This is a genomic window from Colwellia sp. 75C3 (genome assembly GCF_002836255.1).
GTDB lineage: Bacteria > Pseudomonadota > Gammaproteobacteria > Enterobacterales > Alteromonadaceae > Colwellia.
On sequence record NZ_PJAU01000059.1, the window covers coordinates 188,792 to 207,204 of the forward strand.

At 37.3% G+C, this 18,413-nt stretch carries 20 protein-coding genes; 7 read left to right on the forward strand and 13 right to left on the reverse strand.

Features of this window, described 5'->3' with window-relative positions; all coding sequences use genetic code 11:
- Positions 1 to 13: 13 nt before the first annotated feature.
- Positions 14 to 862: a DUF417 family protein gene (locus CXF85_RS18110; RefSeq protein WP_101230046.1), complete on the forward strand. Its 849-nt coding sequence runs from the start codon at positions 14 to 16 to the stop codon at positions 860 to 862.
- A gap of 221 nt (positions 863 to 1,083) precedes the next feature.
- Here CXF85_RS18110 and CXF85_RS18115 read toward each other — a convergent pair whose 3' ends face one another.
- Entirely contained in the window at positions 1,084 to 1,887 is an 804-nt protein-coding gene (locus CXF85_RS18115; protein WP_101230047.1) for a hypothetical protein, read from the reverse strand.
- A gap of 709 nt (positions 1,888 to 2,596) precedes the next feature.
- Between CXF85_RS18115 and CXF85_RS18120 the strand changes: the two genes are divergently transcribed.
- The gene (locus CXF85_RS18120; RefSeq protein ID WP_101230048.1) at positions 2,597 to 3,304 is read left to right on the forward strand and encodes an MOSC domain-containing protein; all 708 of its coding nucleotides are present in this window, start codon (positions 2,597 to 2,599) and stop codon (positions 3,302 to 3,304) included.
- Between the two features lie 39 nt (positions 3,305 to 3,343).
- On the opposite strand, the gene CXF85_RS18125 is transcribed toward CXF85_RS18120, so the two are convergent.
- From CXF85_RS18125 to CXF85_RS18145, 5 genes are all read right to left on the reverse strand, one after another.
- Positions 3,344 to 4,219 carry a helix-turn-helix domain-containing protein gene (locus CXF85_RS18125; RefSeq protein WP_101230049.1) on the reverse strand — a complete coding sequence of 292 codons (876 nt, stop codon included), beginning with the start codon at positions 4,217 to 4,219 and terminating at the stop codon, positions 3,344 to 3,346.
- Between the two features lie 78 nt (positions 4,220 to 4,297).
- Complete coding sequence (locus tag CXF85_RS18130; protein WP_101230050.1) at positions 4,298 to 5,119, reverse strand: GNAT family N-acetyltransferase; 822 nt, start codon at positions 5,117 to 5,119, stop codon at positions 4,298 to 4,300.
- Between the two features lie 170 nt (positions 5,120 to 5,289).
- Positions 5,290 to 5,757 (reverse strand): GNAT family N-acetyltransferase, encoded by a 468-nt coding sequence (locus CXF85_RS18135; RefSeq protein WP_101230051.1) that lies wholly within the window; start codon positions 5,755 to 5,757, stop codon positions 5,290 to 5,292.
- Positions 5,758 to 5,767: 10 nt separating this feature from the next.
- On the reverse strand, positions 5,768 to 6,025 hold the full coding sequence (locus CXF85_RS18140; RefSeq protein ID WP_101230052.1) for a hypothetical protein: 258 nt from the start codon (positions 6,023 to 6,025) through the stop codon (positions 5,768 to 5,770).
- A gap of 86 nt (positions 6,026 to 6,111) precedes the next feature.
- Positions 6,112 to 6,534: a rhodanese-like domain-containing protein gene (locus tag CXF85_RS18145; RefSeq protein WP_101230053.1), complete on the reverse strand. Its 423-nt coding sequence runs from the start codon at positions 6,532 to 6,534 to the stop codon at positions 6,112 to 6,114.
- Positions 6,535 to 6,699: 165 nt separating this feature from the next.
- Between CXF85_RS18145 and CXF85_RS18150 the strand changes: the two genes are divergently transcribed.
- The 4 genes from CXF85_RS18150 to blaOXA all read left to right on the forward strand — a co-directional run bounded on the left by CXF85_RS18150 (position 6,700) and on the right by blaOXA (position 10,182).
- Positions 6,700 to 7,569: a LysR family transcriptional regulator gene (locus CXF85_RS18150; RefSeq protein ID WP_101230054.1), complete on the forward strand. Its 870-nt coding sequence runs from the start codon at positions 6,700 to 6,702 to the stop codon at positions 7,567 to 7,569.
- 14 nt (positions 7,570 to 7,583) lie between these two features.
- Entirely contained in the window at positions 7,584 to 8,264 is a 681-nt protein-coding gene (locus CXF85_RS18155; protein WP_101230055.1) for an alpha/beta hydrolase, read from the forward strand.
- Entirely contained in the window at positions 8,264 to 9,205 is a 942-nt protein-coding gene (locus CXF85_RS18160; RefSeq protein ID WP_101230056.1) for an alpha/beta hydrolase, read from the forward strand. The genes CXF85_RS18155 and CXF85_RS18160 overlap by 1 nt, the downstream gene beginning before the upstream one ends.
- A gap of 188 nt (positions 9,206 to 9,393) precedes the next feature.
- A complete protein-coding gene (gene blaOXA / locus CXF85_RS18165) occupies positions 9,394 to 10,182 on the forward strand; it encodes a class D beta-lactamase (RefSeq protein WP_198555707.1) in 789 nt (262 codons plus the stop codon).
- Positions 10,183 to 10,256: 74 nt separating this feature from the next.
- On the opposite strand, the gene CXF85_RS22840 is transcribed toward blaOXA, so the two are convergent.
- Entirely contained in the window at positions 10,257 to 10,409 is a 153-nt protein-coding gene (locus CXF85_RS22840; RefSeq protein ID WP_157829134.1) for a hypothetical protein, read from the reverse strand.
- 126 nt (positions 10,410 to 10,535) lie between these two features.
- The gene (locus tag CXF85_RS18170; protein WP_101230057.1) at positions 10,536 to 11,012 is read right to left on the reverse strand and encodes a hypothetical protein; all 477 of its coding nucleotides are present in this window, start codon (positions 11,010 to 11,012) and stop codon (positions 10,536 to 10,538) included.
- Between the two features lie 260 nt (positions 11,013 to 11,272).
- Here CXF85_RS18170 and CXF85_RS18175 point away from each other — a divergent pair, with 260 nt between their 5' ends.
- Positions 11,273 to 12,460 carry a YbfB/YjiJ family MFS transporter gene (locus CXF85_RS18175; RefSeq protein ID WP_101230058.1) on the forward strand — a complete coding sequence of 396 codons (1,188 nt, stop codon included), beginning with the start codon at positions 11,273 to 11,275 and terminating at the stop codon, positions 12,458 to 12,460.
- Positions 12,461 to 12,470: 10 nt separating this feature from the next.
- On the opposite strand, the gene CXF85_RS18180 is transcribed toward CXF85_RS18175, so the two are convergent.
- The 5 genes from CXF85_RS18180 to CXF85_RS18200 form a co-directional block, all read right to left on the reverse strand.
- Positions 12,471 to 13,433: an ABC transporter substrate-binding protein gene (locus tag CXF85_RS18180; protein ID WP_101230059.1), complete on the reverse strand. Its 963-nt coding sequence runs from the start codon at positions 13,431 to 13,433 to the stop codon at positions 12,471 to 12,473.
- Positions 13,434 to 13,741: 308 nt separating this feature from the next.
- Positions 13,742 to 14,428: a glucosaminidase domain-containing protein gene (locus tag CXF85_RS18185; RefSeq protein WP_198555686.1), complete on the reverse strand. Its 687-nt coding sequence runs from the start codon at positions 14,426 to 14,428 to the stop codon at positions 13,742 to 13,744.
- Between the two features lie 163 nt (positions 14,429 to 14,591).
- Positions 14,592 to 16,529, reverse strand: coding sequence for an ATP-binding protein (locus CXF85_RS18190; protein WP_101230060.1), 1,938 nt, complete (start codon positions 16,527 to 16,529; stop codon positions 14,592 to 14,594).
- Positions 16,530 to 16,963: 434 nt separating this feature from the next.
- A complete protein-coding gene (locus CXF85_RS18195) occupies positions 16,964 to 17,395 on the reverse strand; it encodes a GlcG/HbpS family heme-binding protein (protein ID WP_101230061.1) in 432 nt (143 codons plus the stop codon).
- An 86-nt stretch (positions 17,396 to 17,481) separates the two neighbouring features.
- Complete coding sequence (locus CXF85_RS18200) at positions 17,482 to 18,270, reverse strand: IclR family transcriptional regulator (protein WP_101230062.1); 789 nt, start codon at positions 18,268 to 18,270, stop codon at positions 17,482 to 17,484.
- Positions 18,271 to 18,413: the final 143 nt, after the last annotated feature.

Here is an 18,413-nt window from a genome sequence, read left to right on the forward strand (position 1 = left end):
GCTTAGGCTTTTTATGAAATCGCTACATATGAACTTTTCTTTATACTTAATTAGTATTTCAACAGTACTTTTAGGGTTAAGTATTTTGCTGTTAGGTCATCATAAGCATATAACCTTAGCGACTGACTTTTATCTTATTTCAAATTTATTACCAGCAAAAATATTCAATTTGCTTGCCGCTTTCAGTTTTATTAGCTGTGCAGTTTTGGCTTTTTTATCTATAACAAAAAGCAATTTACGGCCAATGTTAGGCTACTTACTGATCGTAATCAGCATAGTACCTTTGGGCTCTCTGTTAAGTGATTCTATGTGGATAGCATCCATGGGAGGTTTTCCTGTTATTGGCTCTGGCCAAGGTGTTATTAAGTATTTCGCTTTATTATCGATAGGCATACTACTGATAAAACGCACCTTTTCTCCCTTGGTGTCTGCATGGATAAGCATCATTCCAGTATTAGTAGTTTTGCTGTGGATTGGCGGTATGAAGTTCACCTTACTTGAAGCACAAGGTATTGAAGCTTTGGTAAAAAGCTCGCCATTTATGGGATGGTTGTATAAGTTATTTAGTCTGCAAGCAACGTCAAATATTATTGGGATTTATGATTTAATCGCCGTGGTAGCTTTAATTTTAGCGATGTATTATCCAAAACTGATAGCTCCGGCAGTTGTTATGTCAGGCATGGTTTTCGTGGTAACGCAAAGCTTTCTAGTGACTTTCACTGGTTCATTATCAAGCGAGACAATATTATCAACCACAGGGCACTTTCTTATTAAAGATTTATGGTTTTTGGTTTGCTTGTTTTTTTATTATTCAGCCTTAAAACAACTAGCCTTGAAAGGTGGGTCACTTAAAATCACCTAACGTGAAAAATATCTATAATCATTGCCACAGAATTATAGTTAATGCACACTTTTACCACAAAGGAGACATTAGCCATTTATATGAAATAGTACATTTGGATTAGATTTTGCATTGATAACGCCTCGTTAAGAGGCAAATAATATGTTGGCTAAAATAAGCGACGCAGGAGCAAAAGCCAACTGTTATTTGTCCTGCTTTAACGACTTGTTATGCCTGACAGGTTATTCCTCTTCGTTACCTAGTAATGGGTTTTGGCTGCTTGATGGTAATTCTTCCGCTCTAGCTTGGGTTTTCCATGCAATTTGTGATAACTCTTTAATCCTATCAACAAATGGTTTTGAGTCTTTACCAAATTTACCAATAACGATTCCTGCGTCACCGACAAGCCCCCAAATACGATCTACATCGCTCATTTTTTTATGCATCTCCGATTGCATTGCCTCTAATCTTCTAAGTAGACGACGGCGATGACTATCATCAAAAAGATCTGAAACTGTAATTTCTTTTCTCAGCTCATTTATTAGTTCTTGTATACGGTCTAAGTCACCATCAGTAAACTCATAGAAAAAACCTTTATCAAGAATTTTCTTTTTATTATTAATTGCAGATAAAAGCTGGTTGTTTTTATTAGAGCCTACAGCATCATCAATAAGTGGCTGAATAAGAACCTTAACTTGAGCAATGTAGTTCATAAACTCTTTTAAGTTAGCTGCATTGTCATGCCCTAATGCGGGAATAGCAGGTAGGTCCAAGTGAGAGAAATAACTCTCTTCATCTAAACTTGCAATCAACTCCGCAACAATCTCAAGTATATTTTCATATTTAGGTAATAACTTAGCAAATGAAATGCTGTTCATTATGTCTGCTAAATATGTAACGACTGATTCATAATTTTGACTCTTAGCTGCTGCAACAGAAGTTAAAATAGGCTGAACCCCTGAGGTTTTTAAAAATTGGTCGTATTGCTTTATTAAATCATCAATTGCTAATGCAGGATTTTCATTAGTTACTACTTCATTGGTCACAATTTAACTCCAGGTTTTGGGAAGGCATAATAGCTTATTATGGAGACTTCTCAGTAATGTCCGTCCCATAACTATAATTTTATTCGCATTAATATCCCATATTTTCAGTACCTTATAAACTAAAAATATTTTATTTTTGTTAGGTTTTGGATATTACTGAGACTTCTCAGTAATATCCAATATAGAATTAGAGGTTATTTCAAACAATATCAATTGGTTAGGATTTAGAAAGATTGATTTTGGTTTATTACTGAGACTTCTCAGTAATATGACACAGTCAATGCATTAGAAAATGTATCGCAAATATTTCGAAGTTAACTTCCGCTTTGCGCCCAAAGTGAGCATAGTTTATTCGTGTAAAATCTATGTCATTGCCCATAACATCACAATATTCAGGAATAAACTACACAACGTTTATTCTAGAGCTTAATTTAAAACCACTATTACTATATTGCTGTGACGTTTGTTTAAATGCTCTTTTAATCGCATAAATAAATGATGAATTCGAATCGACCGGTCATCATAAATATATACAAGTTCCGGATAGTATAATCGCTAACAGTAGTTTACCTATGAATGACTTATTGTTTGAATTCATGGATAAATTAGTGCTTTCATATGGCGTGAATATTTCTTAAACTCCAGATTATTAGTCATAAACTAATTAACTCATTATTAATAACTATAACTATTTACCAAGGACTGGCACATGGAAACCAAGCACTACCTAACGACTGTTTATTGTGGAAAAACAGCAGAAATCTATGGCATGGAAACTGCTATAAATAAGCAGCCAGTCAATACCTCCCTGTATTTATCTCTTAAAGGATTAGCGGGTGATGAGTGCGCTGATAAACTTTATCATGGTGGTCTTGAACGGGCATTACACCAATACCCGATAGAACATTATGCTTATTGGCAGGAAAAGTACGGTGCACAATATAGAGATAAGTATGCGGAGAAGGTTAATAGAAAAATTGCCGGTATGGGTGAAAACCTAAGTTCAATAGGCATGACAGAACAGAATGTTTACTTGGGTGATCGCTACCAGTGGGGCGAAGCTATTATCGAGGTGAGTCAGCCTCGCTCTCCTTGTTTTAAGCTCAATAAACGTTGGGGTATTGAAAGTTTTTCGGTAGATATGCAGGAGATTAGTCGCTGCGGTTGGTTATATCGTGTCATTCAGCCAGGCATGGTGAGTGTGAATGAGCCATTAGAATTAATTGCCCGAGTTGATAATGCGATAACTATTAGCTCAGTATGTGAGATGTTTTTTGGCGACCCACTCAATCAGGAAAAACTGGCCTTACTAAGGCAACAAACAAAACTGTCTGACAGTTGGATGGATAGAGTGGTGCAACGCTTAGCAACGAACGAAGTAGAATCTTGGGCTTTTAGGTTGTTGGGGCCTGCTTAGGGGAAATAAAAAACAGGACCGTACATGGGATAAATTGAATTATAGCGAGTCGACACCACCGTATACGTCGATAGTAAAACCTCGTTGTCGCGCGTAATCTTGTGGTGTTAACCCTAACTGCTTTTTTAAATATCGGATCAGGTGGGGTTGGTCACTAAAGCCGAATTGATAGGCAATATCGACCCAATCAATTTCGCTTTTCTCACGCAGGTAAAGAAACTCTAAAATAGCTTCCAACTTATTCATCGATTGACACTGTTTAAGCGTTAAGCCGGTGACTTTTAAAAAACTACGCTCTAAAGTACGTTGTGAGCAGTTTAGGATCTTTCCTAATTCATTAATGACTGTATTGGATAGCAGAGGAAGTATGCGTCTCGTTATCTCACTATGCTTATCTTCATGGCTTTTTAACAACCATGGCCGGCATAAGTTGTCCAACATTTCACAACAGTCATCAGGGCTATTTCGAGCAAGCGTCAGTAACTCAATCTCACGACATTGAGCTTTTACGCTTAGCGTAACGTCACTGGCAAACATCTCCTCAACGTTAATAGCACAGGTACTATTAACGAATGCTTGCATGGCTTTACCTTGCAAGGCATTAAGCTGTGGTAATGAATACAGTGCGCCTACATGGAATTTAATACCGATACAGGCAACAGGCTTAGAGTGGTCTAACTCATAGGTGTTCCCATAAGGGAATAACCAATGGCTACCTTGCACTTGAGTCACATCACTGTCGCTCTTATATTGAAAAATTTGCTTGGGCAAGGTTACGATCAAATGTGCTGCAGGATCAGGATTAAGCTTTGGGTAATTATTACCTTCAGCATTAGGTGACTTCTCAAGGAACCAATAACAATCAATATATTTAGCAAGCTCTGGGTTATCAGGGCTTTTCAACCAATGTATCATCAGACTCCTTAAAGACTTTTGTTTCAATAAGTTTAGGTCAAACTACGTTATGCGAACCGTATTATACGTATAGTTTTTCTAGTCTTGGCTGAACTCAAACTGCACTATACGATGAGCAGAGCTGAAACCAGCGTGAGATATCGCTTTTTGAGCCGCAATATTACAGCTCTCAGTTGAACAAATAGCTTTTAGCCCTTGGTTAGTTGCCTTGTTGATTAGGTAAGTTAATACTTTTTTGGCGAGACCTTGTCCACGTACCGTTTGTGCGACAATCATACCTAAATCAGCGTATTCTGTTTGATATTGGTCGAACAAACGACATTCACCTGCAGCTAATAATTGCCCTTCATGCCAGTAACCAAAGAGCTCTTTACGTGTAATTAAATTACCATAATATTGAGTGAGCCATTGCTCGGGAGCGCCAATATTAGTGACGGAAAAAGTGACAAATTCACTTAATTGTTCAGCGCAAGCGAGTTGCATATCAATACTTTCAATTTTATCATCAAGCAACTTAGGTCTGTGCTGGTACATCAAAGCATTAACTTTAAAGGTGGTAGAATTATCCAAACATAAAGCCAGATAACTCGGCTCTGAAGTACTGACAAATGCGCCTTTGACTTCGCCGATTATTGAACTGTTTTGCTGGGAAATTAAGGTAAATAATTCTTGAGAAAATTTTTGATAATTGGATTCAACATAATATTCCAACAAGTAGCCCTCATCATTAACGCAACAAAAACCAACTAGGCTTTGATCGACATAAAAGCCAAAGTGTTTAGCCATAGGGACGAAACCAAAGTGCCACATGCCATCAAGTGGCACAATCGAGCTGTTAAAGTATGCACTTTTTAGTGCAGTTAATTCGCTTAGCGCTTCAATTGTTTTAATTTTAATCATTGCTCATTACCTACCGTAAAGTGGCCTTTATAGAGATTTAACCTTGGTTGAGTTAAATCTCTCTATTTCAATGATGTGTATAGTAGAGCTTGAATAGATTTAAAGATTGAATAAAAGCGACAGCATCGACCGGTGAGTACTTTTTTGTTAGTAATTAGACTAACTAAGGATTAAATTTCTTTAATCATATGAAGTATTTCCGTTTCAAAGCCTAGGTTTTGGTAAAAGCCCTGCGCTTTGTCGTTATTGGCAAAGACCTCAAGGTGTAATAAGCGATAACCTTGTGTTTTAGCCCATTGCTCAGCTGCGGCTACTAATGCTTTGCCAACACCCAAACCTTGCGCTTTTTGAGATACACCAAGTAAGGGCACGGTACCGCATGCTTCACCCGAGACCTCATCTTTACGAGAGCGAGTGTGAATAAAGCCAAGGGGCACATTGTTTTGTTCGGCAATAAAGGTTGCTTGCAGTGATGAGGCGTTAGCGAACACTTCAGCAAAATAATCATCGTGCATCTTTTGCACCACCTTATCGCTATGCCATGGTAAAACGGCTACTTCAGCCAAACGCGGTGACAGTCCAAAAATGAACTCGCGATCGGTGCTGGTAGCAGGTCGAATAATTAAATTTTTGGTCATGTTGTCTCTATTAATGGCTATTGCTGAGGGCTAAGTATAAGCCCCGTAAGATAGGATATACACCAAGAGCAGCGAGTATCAATAAAAGACTTAAGCACAATGAGTTTTTATGCCAGCCGCTCAGTACATAATGATATTGCGGGTTGGCACCAAACTTAACAGACAGTTCACTAACAAATAAGCCATAAATAGATCCGAAGAAAAAAAATATATAACTTGATGCTAGAAAAATAAATGTCCATGGTTTTAAGGATTTTATGATATTCATTGGTTAACGCTCCTTGTTGCAATGGTTCATATTGCTTCATTGTAATTCAAAGAGCAAAGCTAATCATTGACCCATAATGCTCTTCGTTATGACTGTGCTTCATTGACTCGGCGATTTACCGGATACCGTTCAAAATCTTCCCAGTAATGAATACCACCAAGCATTTCTTTAACGCCATAACCTAAGGCTGATATTTTGAATGCTGCTTTAGCTGCGCCATTGCAACCAGGTCCCCAGCAATACACCACAAACAAAGTGTCTTTAGTATATTTTGCAAAAGTTTTTGCATTAATTTCACTGTGAGGCATGCTCACTGCAGTGATGGCGTGACTTTTTTCAAAGGCTTCTTTAGCGCGCACATCTAACAATATATAGTTTGTGCTGCCTTGGGTAATGTCGGCATACACATCGGAACAATCGGTTTCACAGCTAAGTTTTTCTGCAAAAAAGTTATTTATTTTTTGTTCAGGGGATATTGGTTGAGAAAGTGTATTATTATCGTTAAGCATAAATGCTCCTAGGTTATTGTTAAGAAGCTCACTATATCGTGATTTTATTACTGACTAAATTCATAGGTTTTTAAGGTCGTGTTCAGTATATCTGAAGGGCAAAGAACGTCGTTAGTGGGTATCATTAGCACCATCTGTTTAGAGTAAAGTGTAAGGAAGCTCGCTGTGGAATTTTATCATCTGAGATCATTTGTTGCGGTTGCCCAAACAGGCAATTTAACTAAAGCAGCTAAACGTTTATACACCACACCTCCCGCAATAAGTGCACACATCAAAAGCCTTGAAGAAGAGCTTGCCACGCCATTATTTATTCGGTCAAGTAAAGGGATGTCGCTTACTGAAAAAGGTCAATTGTTGCTACAAAAAGCGCAAGTTACTTTAGATAGTGCGGTAGATTTAGTGAATCTTGCTGCCGATAATCAGCATGAAATTATAGGTACCTTTAGCTTAGGTAATAACCTCAGTGTTGAGCAGATAAAACTTGCTGAATTGGCGATTAATATAGAAGAGAATTGCCCCGGTATTAGTTTAAGCATTCATCAGCAATCAAGTGGACAAATTATCCAAGACATTAGAAGCCAGCAACTAGACGGTGGTTATATTTTTGGTGATATTCCCGATGATTTTATTGCTATAACGGTGCAAGAGCAAAAAATAACGACAGTAGCCCCGCTAACGTTTGATGCCAGTAAAATATTCACGGCTAGTGACCTTAGTAAACAATCTTGGATCATGATGGGGGAGTATTGCCCCTTTGATGACTTGCTAAAAAATAAGCTCGGCAACAACATCTCATCAGTATTAAAATCGAGTGATGACGGCACGCGTTTAGAGCTGGTTAAAGGTAATTTTGGTTTGAGCTTTATTACCTTAGATGAAGCGCGGGTAGCTGAAAAAAGTAAAGCAGTGCAGATTATTTCTACACTCGATTTTTTCATACCATTACATTTTGTTATCGCTAAACGCAGAGTAAAAGAACCGGTGATTAAAGCATTATTACAAGAAATCCGTATATTATGGCAACTCAACGATTAGAGGTAGGGAATACCATGGTTAAAATACTAAAAGTAGCTATTGTAACAAGCTTATTATTCATATCAGGCCAAGTGGTAAATGCTTATGCCAGTAATGTATATGAACACTTTCCAACACAAATAAATGCCGATGAAAAATATGTTTTTTACTCGCATGGCCTCATCGTTGAGGGAAAAAATCCGACGCCTACTCACCCACGGTGGGGCGTATATGAATTCCCTAAGGTAAAAACCGCGCTAACAAGTGAACACTACAATTTAATTGCCTATCATCGTGCACTTGATACTAAACCTAGAGACTTTGCCAAAAAGCTAGCCAGTGACGTTGACTTGCTTATCAAAAAAGGCGTAAAAGCAGAAAATATTAGCTTAGTGGGCTTTTCTCGCGGCGGTGAAATAACCATATTAGCGTCTAGTTATATTAACTCATCGGCGGTTAATATTGTGTTGCTCGCCGCTTGTTCAAGCTTTATGAAAGGTCATGCTGAATTTACCGTGGTTGGCAACTTTCATTCAATTTACGAAACCTCTGATGGAAATGGCTCTTGCCAGTTTTTAGTTGACCAAAGTGACCAAATAAACACGATGAAAGAAATATCTATCAGCACAGGTAAAGAGCATGGAGCATTTTATCAAGCTTTACCTGAATGGATTGTACCGGTTAAAAACTGGTTGGCGTTGGCAGGGGCTAAATAATGAACTTGGCAAAATCAGCGGACATTAACGCCTCTTTTAACCCGCAGTATAGGGCTTTCTATCAAGGTTTTTTACCCTGGGTATTATGTCTTTTTATCCTGATAGGTATTCTATTTTCATCATTGTTAGTTGCTCAAGAGTCGTTCAAAATTCCTAGAAGTTTGGTGGTAGAAGTTACCGACCCAATGAGTAAATTAACCTACCCATTATTTATTAAGTTGCCGAAAGGCTATGACAAGAACCCTGACAAAAAATATCCGGTAATCTATTTAACGGATGCGTGGTACGCCTTTCAAATTGTCTCCGGTGCCACCCGTTATCCGATGAATGCGAATAAAATGGCACAAGCCATTATTGTCGGTATGTCTTACGCTAAAGGCTCAAAGGGAGATAGCAGCAGAGTGTTTGATTATACCCCAAACGTGAGTAAGTCTTGGCGCAAGAAAACCGGTGGTGCAGCACAATATATGCAGTTTATTGAACAGCATGTTTTTAAATACATGTCGAAAAACTATCGAGTAGATAAGCACAATAGAACCTTTATTGGTAACTCCCTTGGTGGTTTATTTGGTAGTTATGTTTTATTAACCAAACCGAAATTATTTAAAAACTATATCTTGGGTAGTCCATCTTTTTGGTTTGATAATTACGCTATCTTCCGCCTTGAGAGTGCCGTTTCGAGTAACATTGAGAACCTTAATGCGAATGTATTTATTGCCATTGGTGAGCGGGAAAGTAAAAAATTCGAAAGCAATTATGAGATGGTAAATGATGCCGAGCTGTTTTATCAGAAAATGCTGTCTTGGCAGCAAATAAAGCTAAAGGCGAAGATCATTATTATTCCACAAGCAAATCATCAAACAGCCTTTCCAACCGCGGCCATTCAAGGACTGCAATGGGTGCTAGGCAAGTGTCATAAGTCTATGGATTGTGCCAACTAACGTTTGGTATTTGGTTAGCAAGTTCACATGTATGATCTTGCTAACCGTAACGAATATTATTTTGTAACACATTAGTGTTTTCTTCAATATTTACAGTTAAGTACAATTGGTATTAACACTATTTATCTTAAAATAAGGATAAGCGACTTATGAACTACTTATCAATAATTAAATCTATTGCGATGGCAGTGGCCATCATGCTACCGAGTATAGTCTTTAGCACTTTCAGTCAGGCACAAACAGTACCAACTCAGGGAGCCGAGTGGGCTAAATATTTTAAAAAATATGATGCGAAGGGCACCATTGTTGTACTTGATAAACGTGCACAACAAGAGAAAACTTGGGTCTATAATCAAAATAGAGCGCAGCAACGTTATTCTCCCGCTTCAACTTACAAGATTCCACACAGCCTTTTTGCACTTGATGCAGGTTTGGTTAACGATGAGTTTCAAGTGTTCCCTTGGGATGGCGTGAAAAGAGGATACTCACCGCATAACCAAGATCAAAATTTACGCTCTGCCATGCGTAATTCTGCGGTGTGGGTGTATGATATTTTTGCTGAGCAGCTTGGCGAGAAAAAGGCTGGTAATTACTTAAAGAAAATAGCTTACGGTAATGCCGACCCAGTGACTGCGGATGGCAGCTATTGGATTGATGGCAAGCTTGCTATTTCAGCACACGAACAAATTGAATTCCTGGAACAGCTCTATAAAAATGAATTGCCTTTTAAAGTAGAACATCAATTATTAGTGAAAGACATCATGGTGGTTGAAGCACAAAAAGAATGGATTTTACGTGCTAAAACGGGCTGGCAAGGTAAACATGGTTGGTGGGTAGGTTGGGTAGAGTGGCCAACAGGCCCCGTATTTTTTGCTTTGAATATAGATACCCCGGAAGGTATGAAAGATTTATATAAAAGACAAGCGATAGTACGAGACATACTAATGTCGATAGATGCTTTGCCAAGTAAAAAATAATACTAACAAATTGAATTTACAGTTCACCGTTTCATTTTGACTGTAAATTCATAACTTCTAGGTTTGATCTTAGTTTATATATTATTACGAGCATGTTGGATACGCTCTACGAGAGAGTTCCATTCATCAAGAAGTAGTTTATATTCTTCAACCTCTTTTGGGGTAGCTGTTTCATTCACTACTTTTTCAGCTAATCTTTCTAACCTATGAAGGTTGTTCTCTTCCATGTAAATTGTCCTTGTTTATCCATTAGATTAATATAGAACACTATCAACAGATTGCAATAGTTTCCGTATATTCTACGTACAATAAATTTAAGCGACTGACTCATCTAAACACTAAAAATCATTAGGTTAAGGGAGAAAGTTCTTTCGGTCAGCAGCCGTAGCACTCTCATTACACTCGCCACGTATCGTATAAATAGTTTTATTTAAACTGCGCTCAAGTTCAAAATATCCTTTACGACAATAGCTATTATCCTCAAGCTTTTCAGCCAAGCGGCTTTCTAATTCACGGGCCATTTTATCTTGTCGTTTTTGTTTTGTATCTGAACGCTGAACTTTAGGGTTATTGTCAGTGTTATTTCTTTTGCCTCGACCTTTACCTTGTTTAGATCTTTTCTGCTTGTTATCGATATTTCCATCATGACCTTTTGGTAATTCTGGCTCAGCGTTGCGGACAAAAATGATAGAAAAGGTAAATAACTTAGCGTTATCCGCTCTAATATCACTACGAAACACCTCGGTAATTTTCACTTCATTGCTACTACAGCCGGTAATAACGAACAAACTTAATAACAAGACACAAAAAGTGCTTTTAAAAAATATCATTTAATTAATCATTAGAGCAGAGAAAAACAAGTGCCTATGATAGCTACCCCTAAGTAAAGTAACGTAAAGCTATGGTAAAGTTTTCATTTTATTTATTAGTAAAGTGACTGAATATCTGTCGTTCTTATCGATAAAGCAAACTAGTGTATTTTTTTCACGTTGTGTTTTATATATCACTTATCATTTTTAGTGATTTACTTTTCTAGCCCAGTTAGTTGTAAACTGCCAACTATTGCGAATAAGCTATTTTAGGGAGAAATATGACGATATTTAATCGAGACAGTAATACTGCAATTTTATTGGCAGGTATATTAGCGCTTGTTGTCGGGGTTGGTGTCGCTCGTTTTGTTTTCACTTCTCTGTTGCCTGCAATGTTGGAAGACTCAATCAGTATCGCCTTTGCTGGCGTACTTGCTTCAATTAATTATCTCGGTTATTTAACCGGCTCTGTTTTTTCTATTTTTATTAAAGATATTCATACCAAGGTAAAATATTTTAGGTTCGGATTATTTCTTTGTGTCGCTTCTTCTTTTGTCTTAGGTATTACTGAAAATAGTACGTTGTGGATTATTGCGCGATTATTTGCTGGCTTTGGTGCTGCAATGGCACTTGTTGTTGGATCGGCTGTGGTGATGTTAAAACTCAAGGCGACCAATAAAACGAAGGCAATGGGCATACACTTTAGCGGTTTAGGCTTTTCAATTGTTATTACCGATCTTGTAATGCGCGCTGTCTTTTATTATGGCGGAGACTGGAAAGATGCTTGGCTTATCTTAGCGATAATAGGGGCTTTTTTATCATGTTATCCTGCTTATATCTTACGATTTGATAAACAACCAACCAACGAGGTTGTTAAACACAATGTTGATAAATCACTTTTCTCTCCGATGGTTATCATTCTAATTTTGGCCTACTTTACCGAAGGTGTTGGTATGGTAGTTCAAGCAACATTCTTGCCTGATATAGTGAATTCGTTAGAGGGACTCGATGGTTATGGCGGTTACGTTTGGTTAGCCGTAGGTATTGCCGGCATTCCGTCTTGTATAATATGGATGCGTTTAGCACATCGTTTTGGCAGTATTAATATTATGATAGTCGCCATGCTCTTGCAGATTATTGGTATTTTAATTCCTACCTTTTCTAGCAATATTATTATGAATCTTATTAGTGGGCTGTTCTTTGGCGCGACGTTTATTGGTTTAGTTGCTTTGTTTATGAATTTTGGTGGTCAGCTTTCAAAGAAAAATCCAGTATTTATCATGGGCGCAATAACATCGGCTTACGGGATAGGCCAAATTATCGCGCCATTATATTGTGTGGCATTGATCAAACAATTCAATACTTATAATCAAGCCTTATATTTGACCGCTCTTATCGTTGCGTGTGGAATTTTAATGCTGGCTTATGCAAAACTTAATTTCAAAGAAGCCAAACAAAGTATGCAGTAGTCATTAAATTTTATTTTGGTAATGGGCACTTGAGTGATTGCCAATGATCGATATCTTTAGCATATATATTTGACCATTTAACCGCGGCAGCCTGATCAGAGAGTTTTTCAATAACGGCTAAAGAAGATGCATCGGCAATCATCTGACTAGTAAAGCTAATGCTTTTAATTAAGTTATACACGCAAGGAAATTTTTCCTGTAACGTCGGAGAGGCTGCTTTTTTTAACCATCCTCCTCTGTTGTTGCCACAGTCCTTGACTAAATTTTTATTGAGACCCCATTCAGGATCCCTTTCACATGCTTCAGTATAAATAGGAAAATCGACAAACTTACCTTCTACATAATTATCCGTCCAATTTGGGCTCCAATTCAGTAGCATAATAGGCTTTTTTGTTGCAATCGCATGAGTAAGAGTTTCCCACAATGCTAATTCATCAGCTAAACGTTCAATGGTAAAATTTAGCCCTAATGCCCGAATAATATCAGCATCACCATAATTCCAAGGTCCACCAAAATAGACACCTTTGTCACTTGTTGTTCGTCCCTTAAAAAGCGTTCTGCATTTTTTTAAGGCTTGCCATTGCGGTAACTCGGGGCATGAATTTTCCACATATTTTGGATACCACCAATCTTCTGTCACTTTAGCTTCGTGTGTTCCTAAATCAACAATGTCACCGTTAGCGACAAGCTTATTAAATTCTTGACCCATTGAGGGTTCCCATACTTCTATCTGAAAATGAACAACGCCTCTTTTTAATGCTCCCCATTGACGGTCAGCACTAATGTTTACGTATTCTATGGGGATGCCTAGATCTTTAATTAACTGACCAACAACATTTGATAATACGCGTTGGCTTGACCATTGATTTATGGGTATTACGACTTTATTTGAAAGGAGGAGTGGGGTGGCACTTAGCATGCTGGAAAGTAGTATTAATGAGATTAAGGCCGTCACGTAATATCTCTTTTTCATTTTTAGCCTCAGAATTATACTATGTTAGATGTGACCTAAATACTCTGTCATAACTTCATGGCTAAATGTTATTGTGAATATTCACAAACTATTATTACCCTCAAGTAACTAACAATACTGAGTTTAATACATATTTGCAGTGATGTCCTATTTGCTATCAAAGAAACCGTGTCGTTGTGTAGTTTCAATTCGCCAATTACGATTGTTTTGTTCTTAAAGTGAGTATTTAGACTTATTGAAATATTTAGCAAAAAAAAGCCAGCTTACTGAATGTAAGTTGGCTTTGTTAATTAAGACGTTACGCTAATTTAATTGGCGTCATAACTATCAAATTTATTGAACTTGATAATTGAAGTAAGCTCTTCACCATAAAGGCTACCTTTTTCAGAGTAACGGTCTAATTTGGTTACTAGGATAAAAGGGTCGTTTGTTGTCATTTTAGCTTTTCTAAACTCAGCGAAAGCGCTACTACGCCCTAAAGTGCGATAATAATCAAAGACAGAATCTTCAATAGAGTCGTATTTTTTTACCCAAATAGTTTTGTCACCACGTTTCTTCAAAGCAGCAACTCTAGGTTCATCTTCGTCAAAAGACCAAACACCGAAAATATTATAAGCCACTCTAAAAAAACGAGAGGTAGCCCAAGAGCTTTCCATTGCCGCTTGTGCGATGGCGATGCTCTTAGGGTGAGGCTTAAGTGCCATGAGCAGTTCGTCGTTTGAAGTAGCTCTATATTCTACCTTTAACTCTTCAATTTCAGCACTACTTTCTCCAGCATCAAGTGTTGCTTTAACACCTTCATATCGAGTCATCAGCTGGGCATAAACAGTGTTAACGGCAGGAACAATTAAAGATTTAAATCTAGCTTTCTTCTCTTGTACTGTCATTTTAGGAAGTTCAGCTGGCTTTTGAGTGACAGTGTAGATAACTGAAGCAATTATAATAAGTAAAATAATAGCTATAATGGTTTTGATTTTATATGACGATAATTGCACGGATTTATTTCCAGATTGTTCATTAAGTTATTAGGTCAAAGAGTAAGCTATTTCAATAGTAAAACAAAACTATATTTAGTTGTCACAGACGTGATATCAGGGTAGTTATTTGATCAATAAAAATCAAAATGTTTAACGTATTAACACCTTGAATAGGGCAACGTTACGTTTTTAATAATCCTGATAATTTTTCAATTAAAATCAGATGATCTATCGGCTTTGCAAGGTAATCATCCATGCCGACAGCCAAGCACTTTTGTTCATCACCTTCCATAACACCAGCCGTAACGGCAATGATATGAGTTGATTGATGATGTTCGCCTGCTTCTCCTTGCCTGATAAGTTTAGTCGCGGTTAAACCGTCCATCACAGGCATTTGACAATCCATTAGAATGACAGCATATACATCGTCAACAGATGTTGCTTTTAATGTATCAATGGCTAGCTGACCATTGCCGACAATATCATGTTCAATAGAAAATTTATTAAGAATACTTTTCATTACCCGTTGGTTAATACGATTATCTTCAACAACAAGCACTTTAAAGTTATCAGGAAATGATAAATTTTTAATGTCATCGATAGAGAGAAGGTCTGCATTTAAGTTCAGTTCGTTAACTACAGTTTGGATAGGTAAAGTTACTTTAAAGCACGTTCCTTTTGCTAATTCACTTTCAACGGTTAATGTACCGTCCAATAATTCGGTAAGCTGTTTTGTTATACTTAATCCTAAACCAGTGCCACCAAACTTACGCGTAGTAGATGAATCTGCTTGCGTGAATTGATCAAAAAGGTGGTGCAACTGCTCAGTCTCTAATCCTATCCCTGTGTCTTTAATACTTATTTCAAGAGTCGCGGCTTGATTATCGTCGATACTCACTTTAGCGGTGATTGATACCCTGCCATGTAAAGTAAATTTAATCGCATTACTCACTAAATTATATAATATTTGTCTTAACTTACCTTCATCGGATTTTATGATTTCAAAAGCAACATCGGTACAATTTGTGGTTAAAATAATATTTTTGTTCTTCGCCTCTACGCTCATTAAATGGGTAACACTATGAACTAAATTAACGATGTTGAATGTGGATAGTTCTAATATCATTTTATTAGCTTCTAATTTTGAAAAATCGAGAATACCATTAATAATATGCAATAAATTTTGCGCACTTAATGAAGCCGTCTCAAGTTGCGATTTCTGTTCAGTATTTAAATTTTCAGGCGAGATTACCGTTAGCATGCCAATAATGCCATTCATTGGTGTACGGATTTCATGACTCATAGTGGCCAAAAAGTTACTTTTTATCTCACTTGCGGTAACCGCTTTTTTAGTTTCTTGATTTAACTTTTCAGTACGTTCTTCAACGGCTAAAAGTAATTTTTCTCGATTTTCAAGAAGAAAAACAATCAAAATTAAGATAGAAATCACAATTAAACAGAGTGTTAATAATTGGGTGTATTTAATCGTTTGAATATTACTTTCAGCAGCTTTTTTTATTGGATCAAGCATAATTTTAACCACTAAAACACCACGTAAATCATTTAGCTTCCAATCAGTTTTAGGTGAATCTGGGTAGGTGTTATGGCATTTGACACAGGCAACTACCATACGCTCTGCTACTGCGTATTTAAATAATCCGTCGTCACTTACTTCCGAAAAATCATCAAGAGAATTATTTTGTAATGCTTGCCAAGCTCTATTTTCAAAAGCGGTTAATGACCTATCTCGCCAAGGAAAGGGGTATGGGCTCACTAAATCAACCACTACTCCTAAATCTTTAATATTAATTTTTTTCCCTAACTCTAAGCTAGCACTTGCAGGTAAAGGGATGGTGTCTGGTTTTGAGTGGTATTCATGGCTCACTTTTATACCGTATGCTTGAACTTTTTGAACAACATCTACAGTATAAGCTTGTCGAAACTCACGAATAATTGAAGCGATAATTTTTGCATTTTGAGAGGCTGATTGCAGAACGCTATTATTGATGGACTGTTCAAAGCCTTTTAAAGATAAGCTGATCAATACACCTAAAATAAGAAAGGCAATGACAAAGCTGAACATCTGAAATTTCTTGTTTTTTGATAAGTGTTTAGTCATTGCAAGATAAAAGTTCCTGAGGAATTAATAAATTATATCACGTAGAAAAATTGGGATTAATTACTCAATTTTAAGAAACTGTTCACATTTTATTGCTCGATTATAACTATAGTTAACAATGCACTTAACGCTAATATTATTAAGGGATGAACTAGATTTTTACTCAAAAGCCAACTAACTGCGTGTAATTTAACTTTTAGAGGTTATGCGGACAAATAGCTTCTGATGTGTTTTTGATATGTTCGCAAATTATGTTGTTGAAATCAATATAGGGGATATCAGTGGTAAACCAAAGCTATGTTTATCAGGAATGGCTAATTTCGGTAGTCATCAACATAAGCTCATCATTAATTATGAAAGGTATTATGATTGGCGAAAGAGAATTAAACTAAGACATACCCCTCAGAGGGTAATATTCACTTTCGCCTGCTCAGTTAGCCATAGACGTTACTAAAGCTATCAACACCTGCTTGTGCACAGCCTAAATCTTGCTCTGGTGAGCCTGAACTAACACCAATGCCACCAACAACATTACCATTAAAAGTAATGGGTAAACCTCCGCCAACAATACACATACGTCCACCTAAAGCGGTATGAATACCAAATAAGTTATTTTTATGGCCTGGAATACAGGCTTTATTAAATTCATGAGTACCTTTACGCGCCGATGCGGCAGTAAATGCTTTATCTTGCGAAATGGTAATACTATGAACTTTGCCTCCGTCCATACGTTCAAAGGCAATTAAGTTACCTGATTCATCGACAACGGCAATACACATGGGCACGCCAAGTGTCTTTGCTTTGTTCACCGCCCCATCAATTATCGTTTTTGCTTCCGTTTGGTTTAGTCTATTTATGGTCAACATAGTTTCTACTCTTTAATTTTAAAACTGGTACAGCACAATGAGGGTTGACTAAGCTCTCGGCTGTTAAATTTTGCATCACTAATTATTTAACTGGCTTCTTTGAGTGGTTGTTGGTTTTTAACATAACCAAGCTCAATGGAGATTGACTTGCCCGCTTTGACTAAATCTTTAATCCACTCATCTTTACGTCGAGCAATAGGAGCTGATACCGATAAACCGGCGACAACCTCACCATATCTGTCGTATAACAGCACGCCAATACAACCGACGCCTATTTCGGCTTCTTCGTTGTCATAGGCAAAACCTTGTTCGACACAGCGCATACATTCACGCTCTAAGCTTTCTATCTCTGAAAATGTCTTACGTGTATAAGTTGGCAAGTTGGTGCGTTGCGCATACCCTTCAATACCGTCATGGCCTTCCATGCCCAACATCATTTTTCCCACACCAGTGACGTGCAGCGGTGCACGGCTACCAATAATTTGTTGAACATGCATCATTCTATTGGGAATGGCTTTTTCTACGTAAATAACCACGTCGCCTTCACGCGCTGTAAGGTTAATGGTTTCACCAAATTTATCACGCAACTTTTCCATATAAGGAATAGCGACTTTACGAAAATCGACGTTTTGATATTGATAATTACTGAGCCTAATGAGTCGACCGCTTAACTGGTACTTGCCAGAATTATCCCGATCAACAAAATGATTATCGATGAGTGAATGTAAAATTCGAAAAGCAGTAGATGGCGCCAAACTAGTATCTGCACTAAGGGCTTTTAATGTTACTGGCATGGTATAGCGTGATATAGCATCGAGTAATGTCGCTGCTCTATCGATCACTTGTATGCGAGATTCTGGTTTAACTCTAGTCATAATATTACCGCTTATCTTACAGGCTTAGTTGGTATAACATCTCTTTTCTTGACTCTTGTGTCAACTTTTATTAAATATAAAGCTAAAACCGATAAAAACCATTATTAATTGACCGCTGCTCATTTCATATCGTGGAATCCATA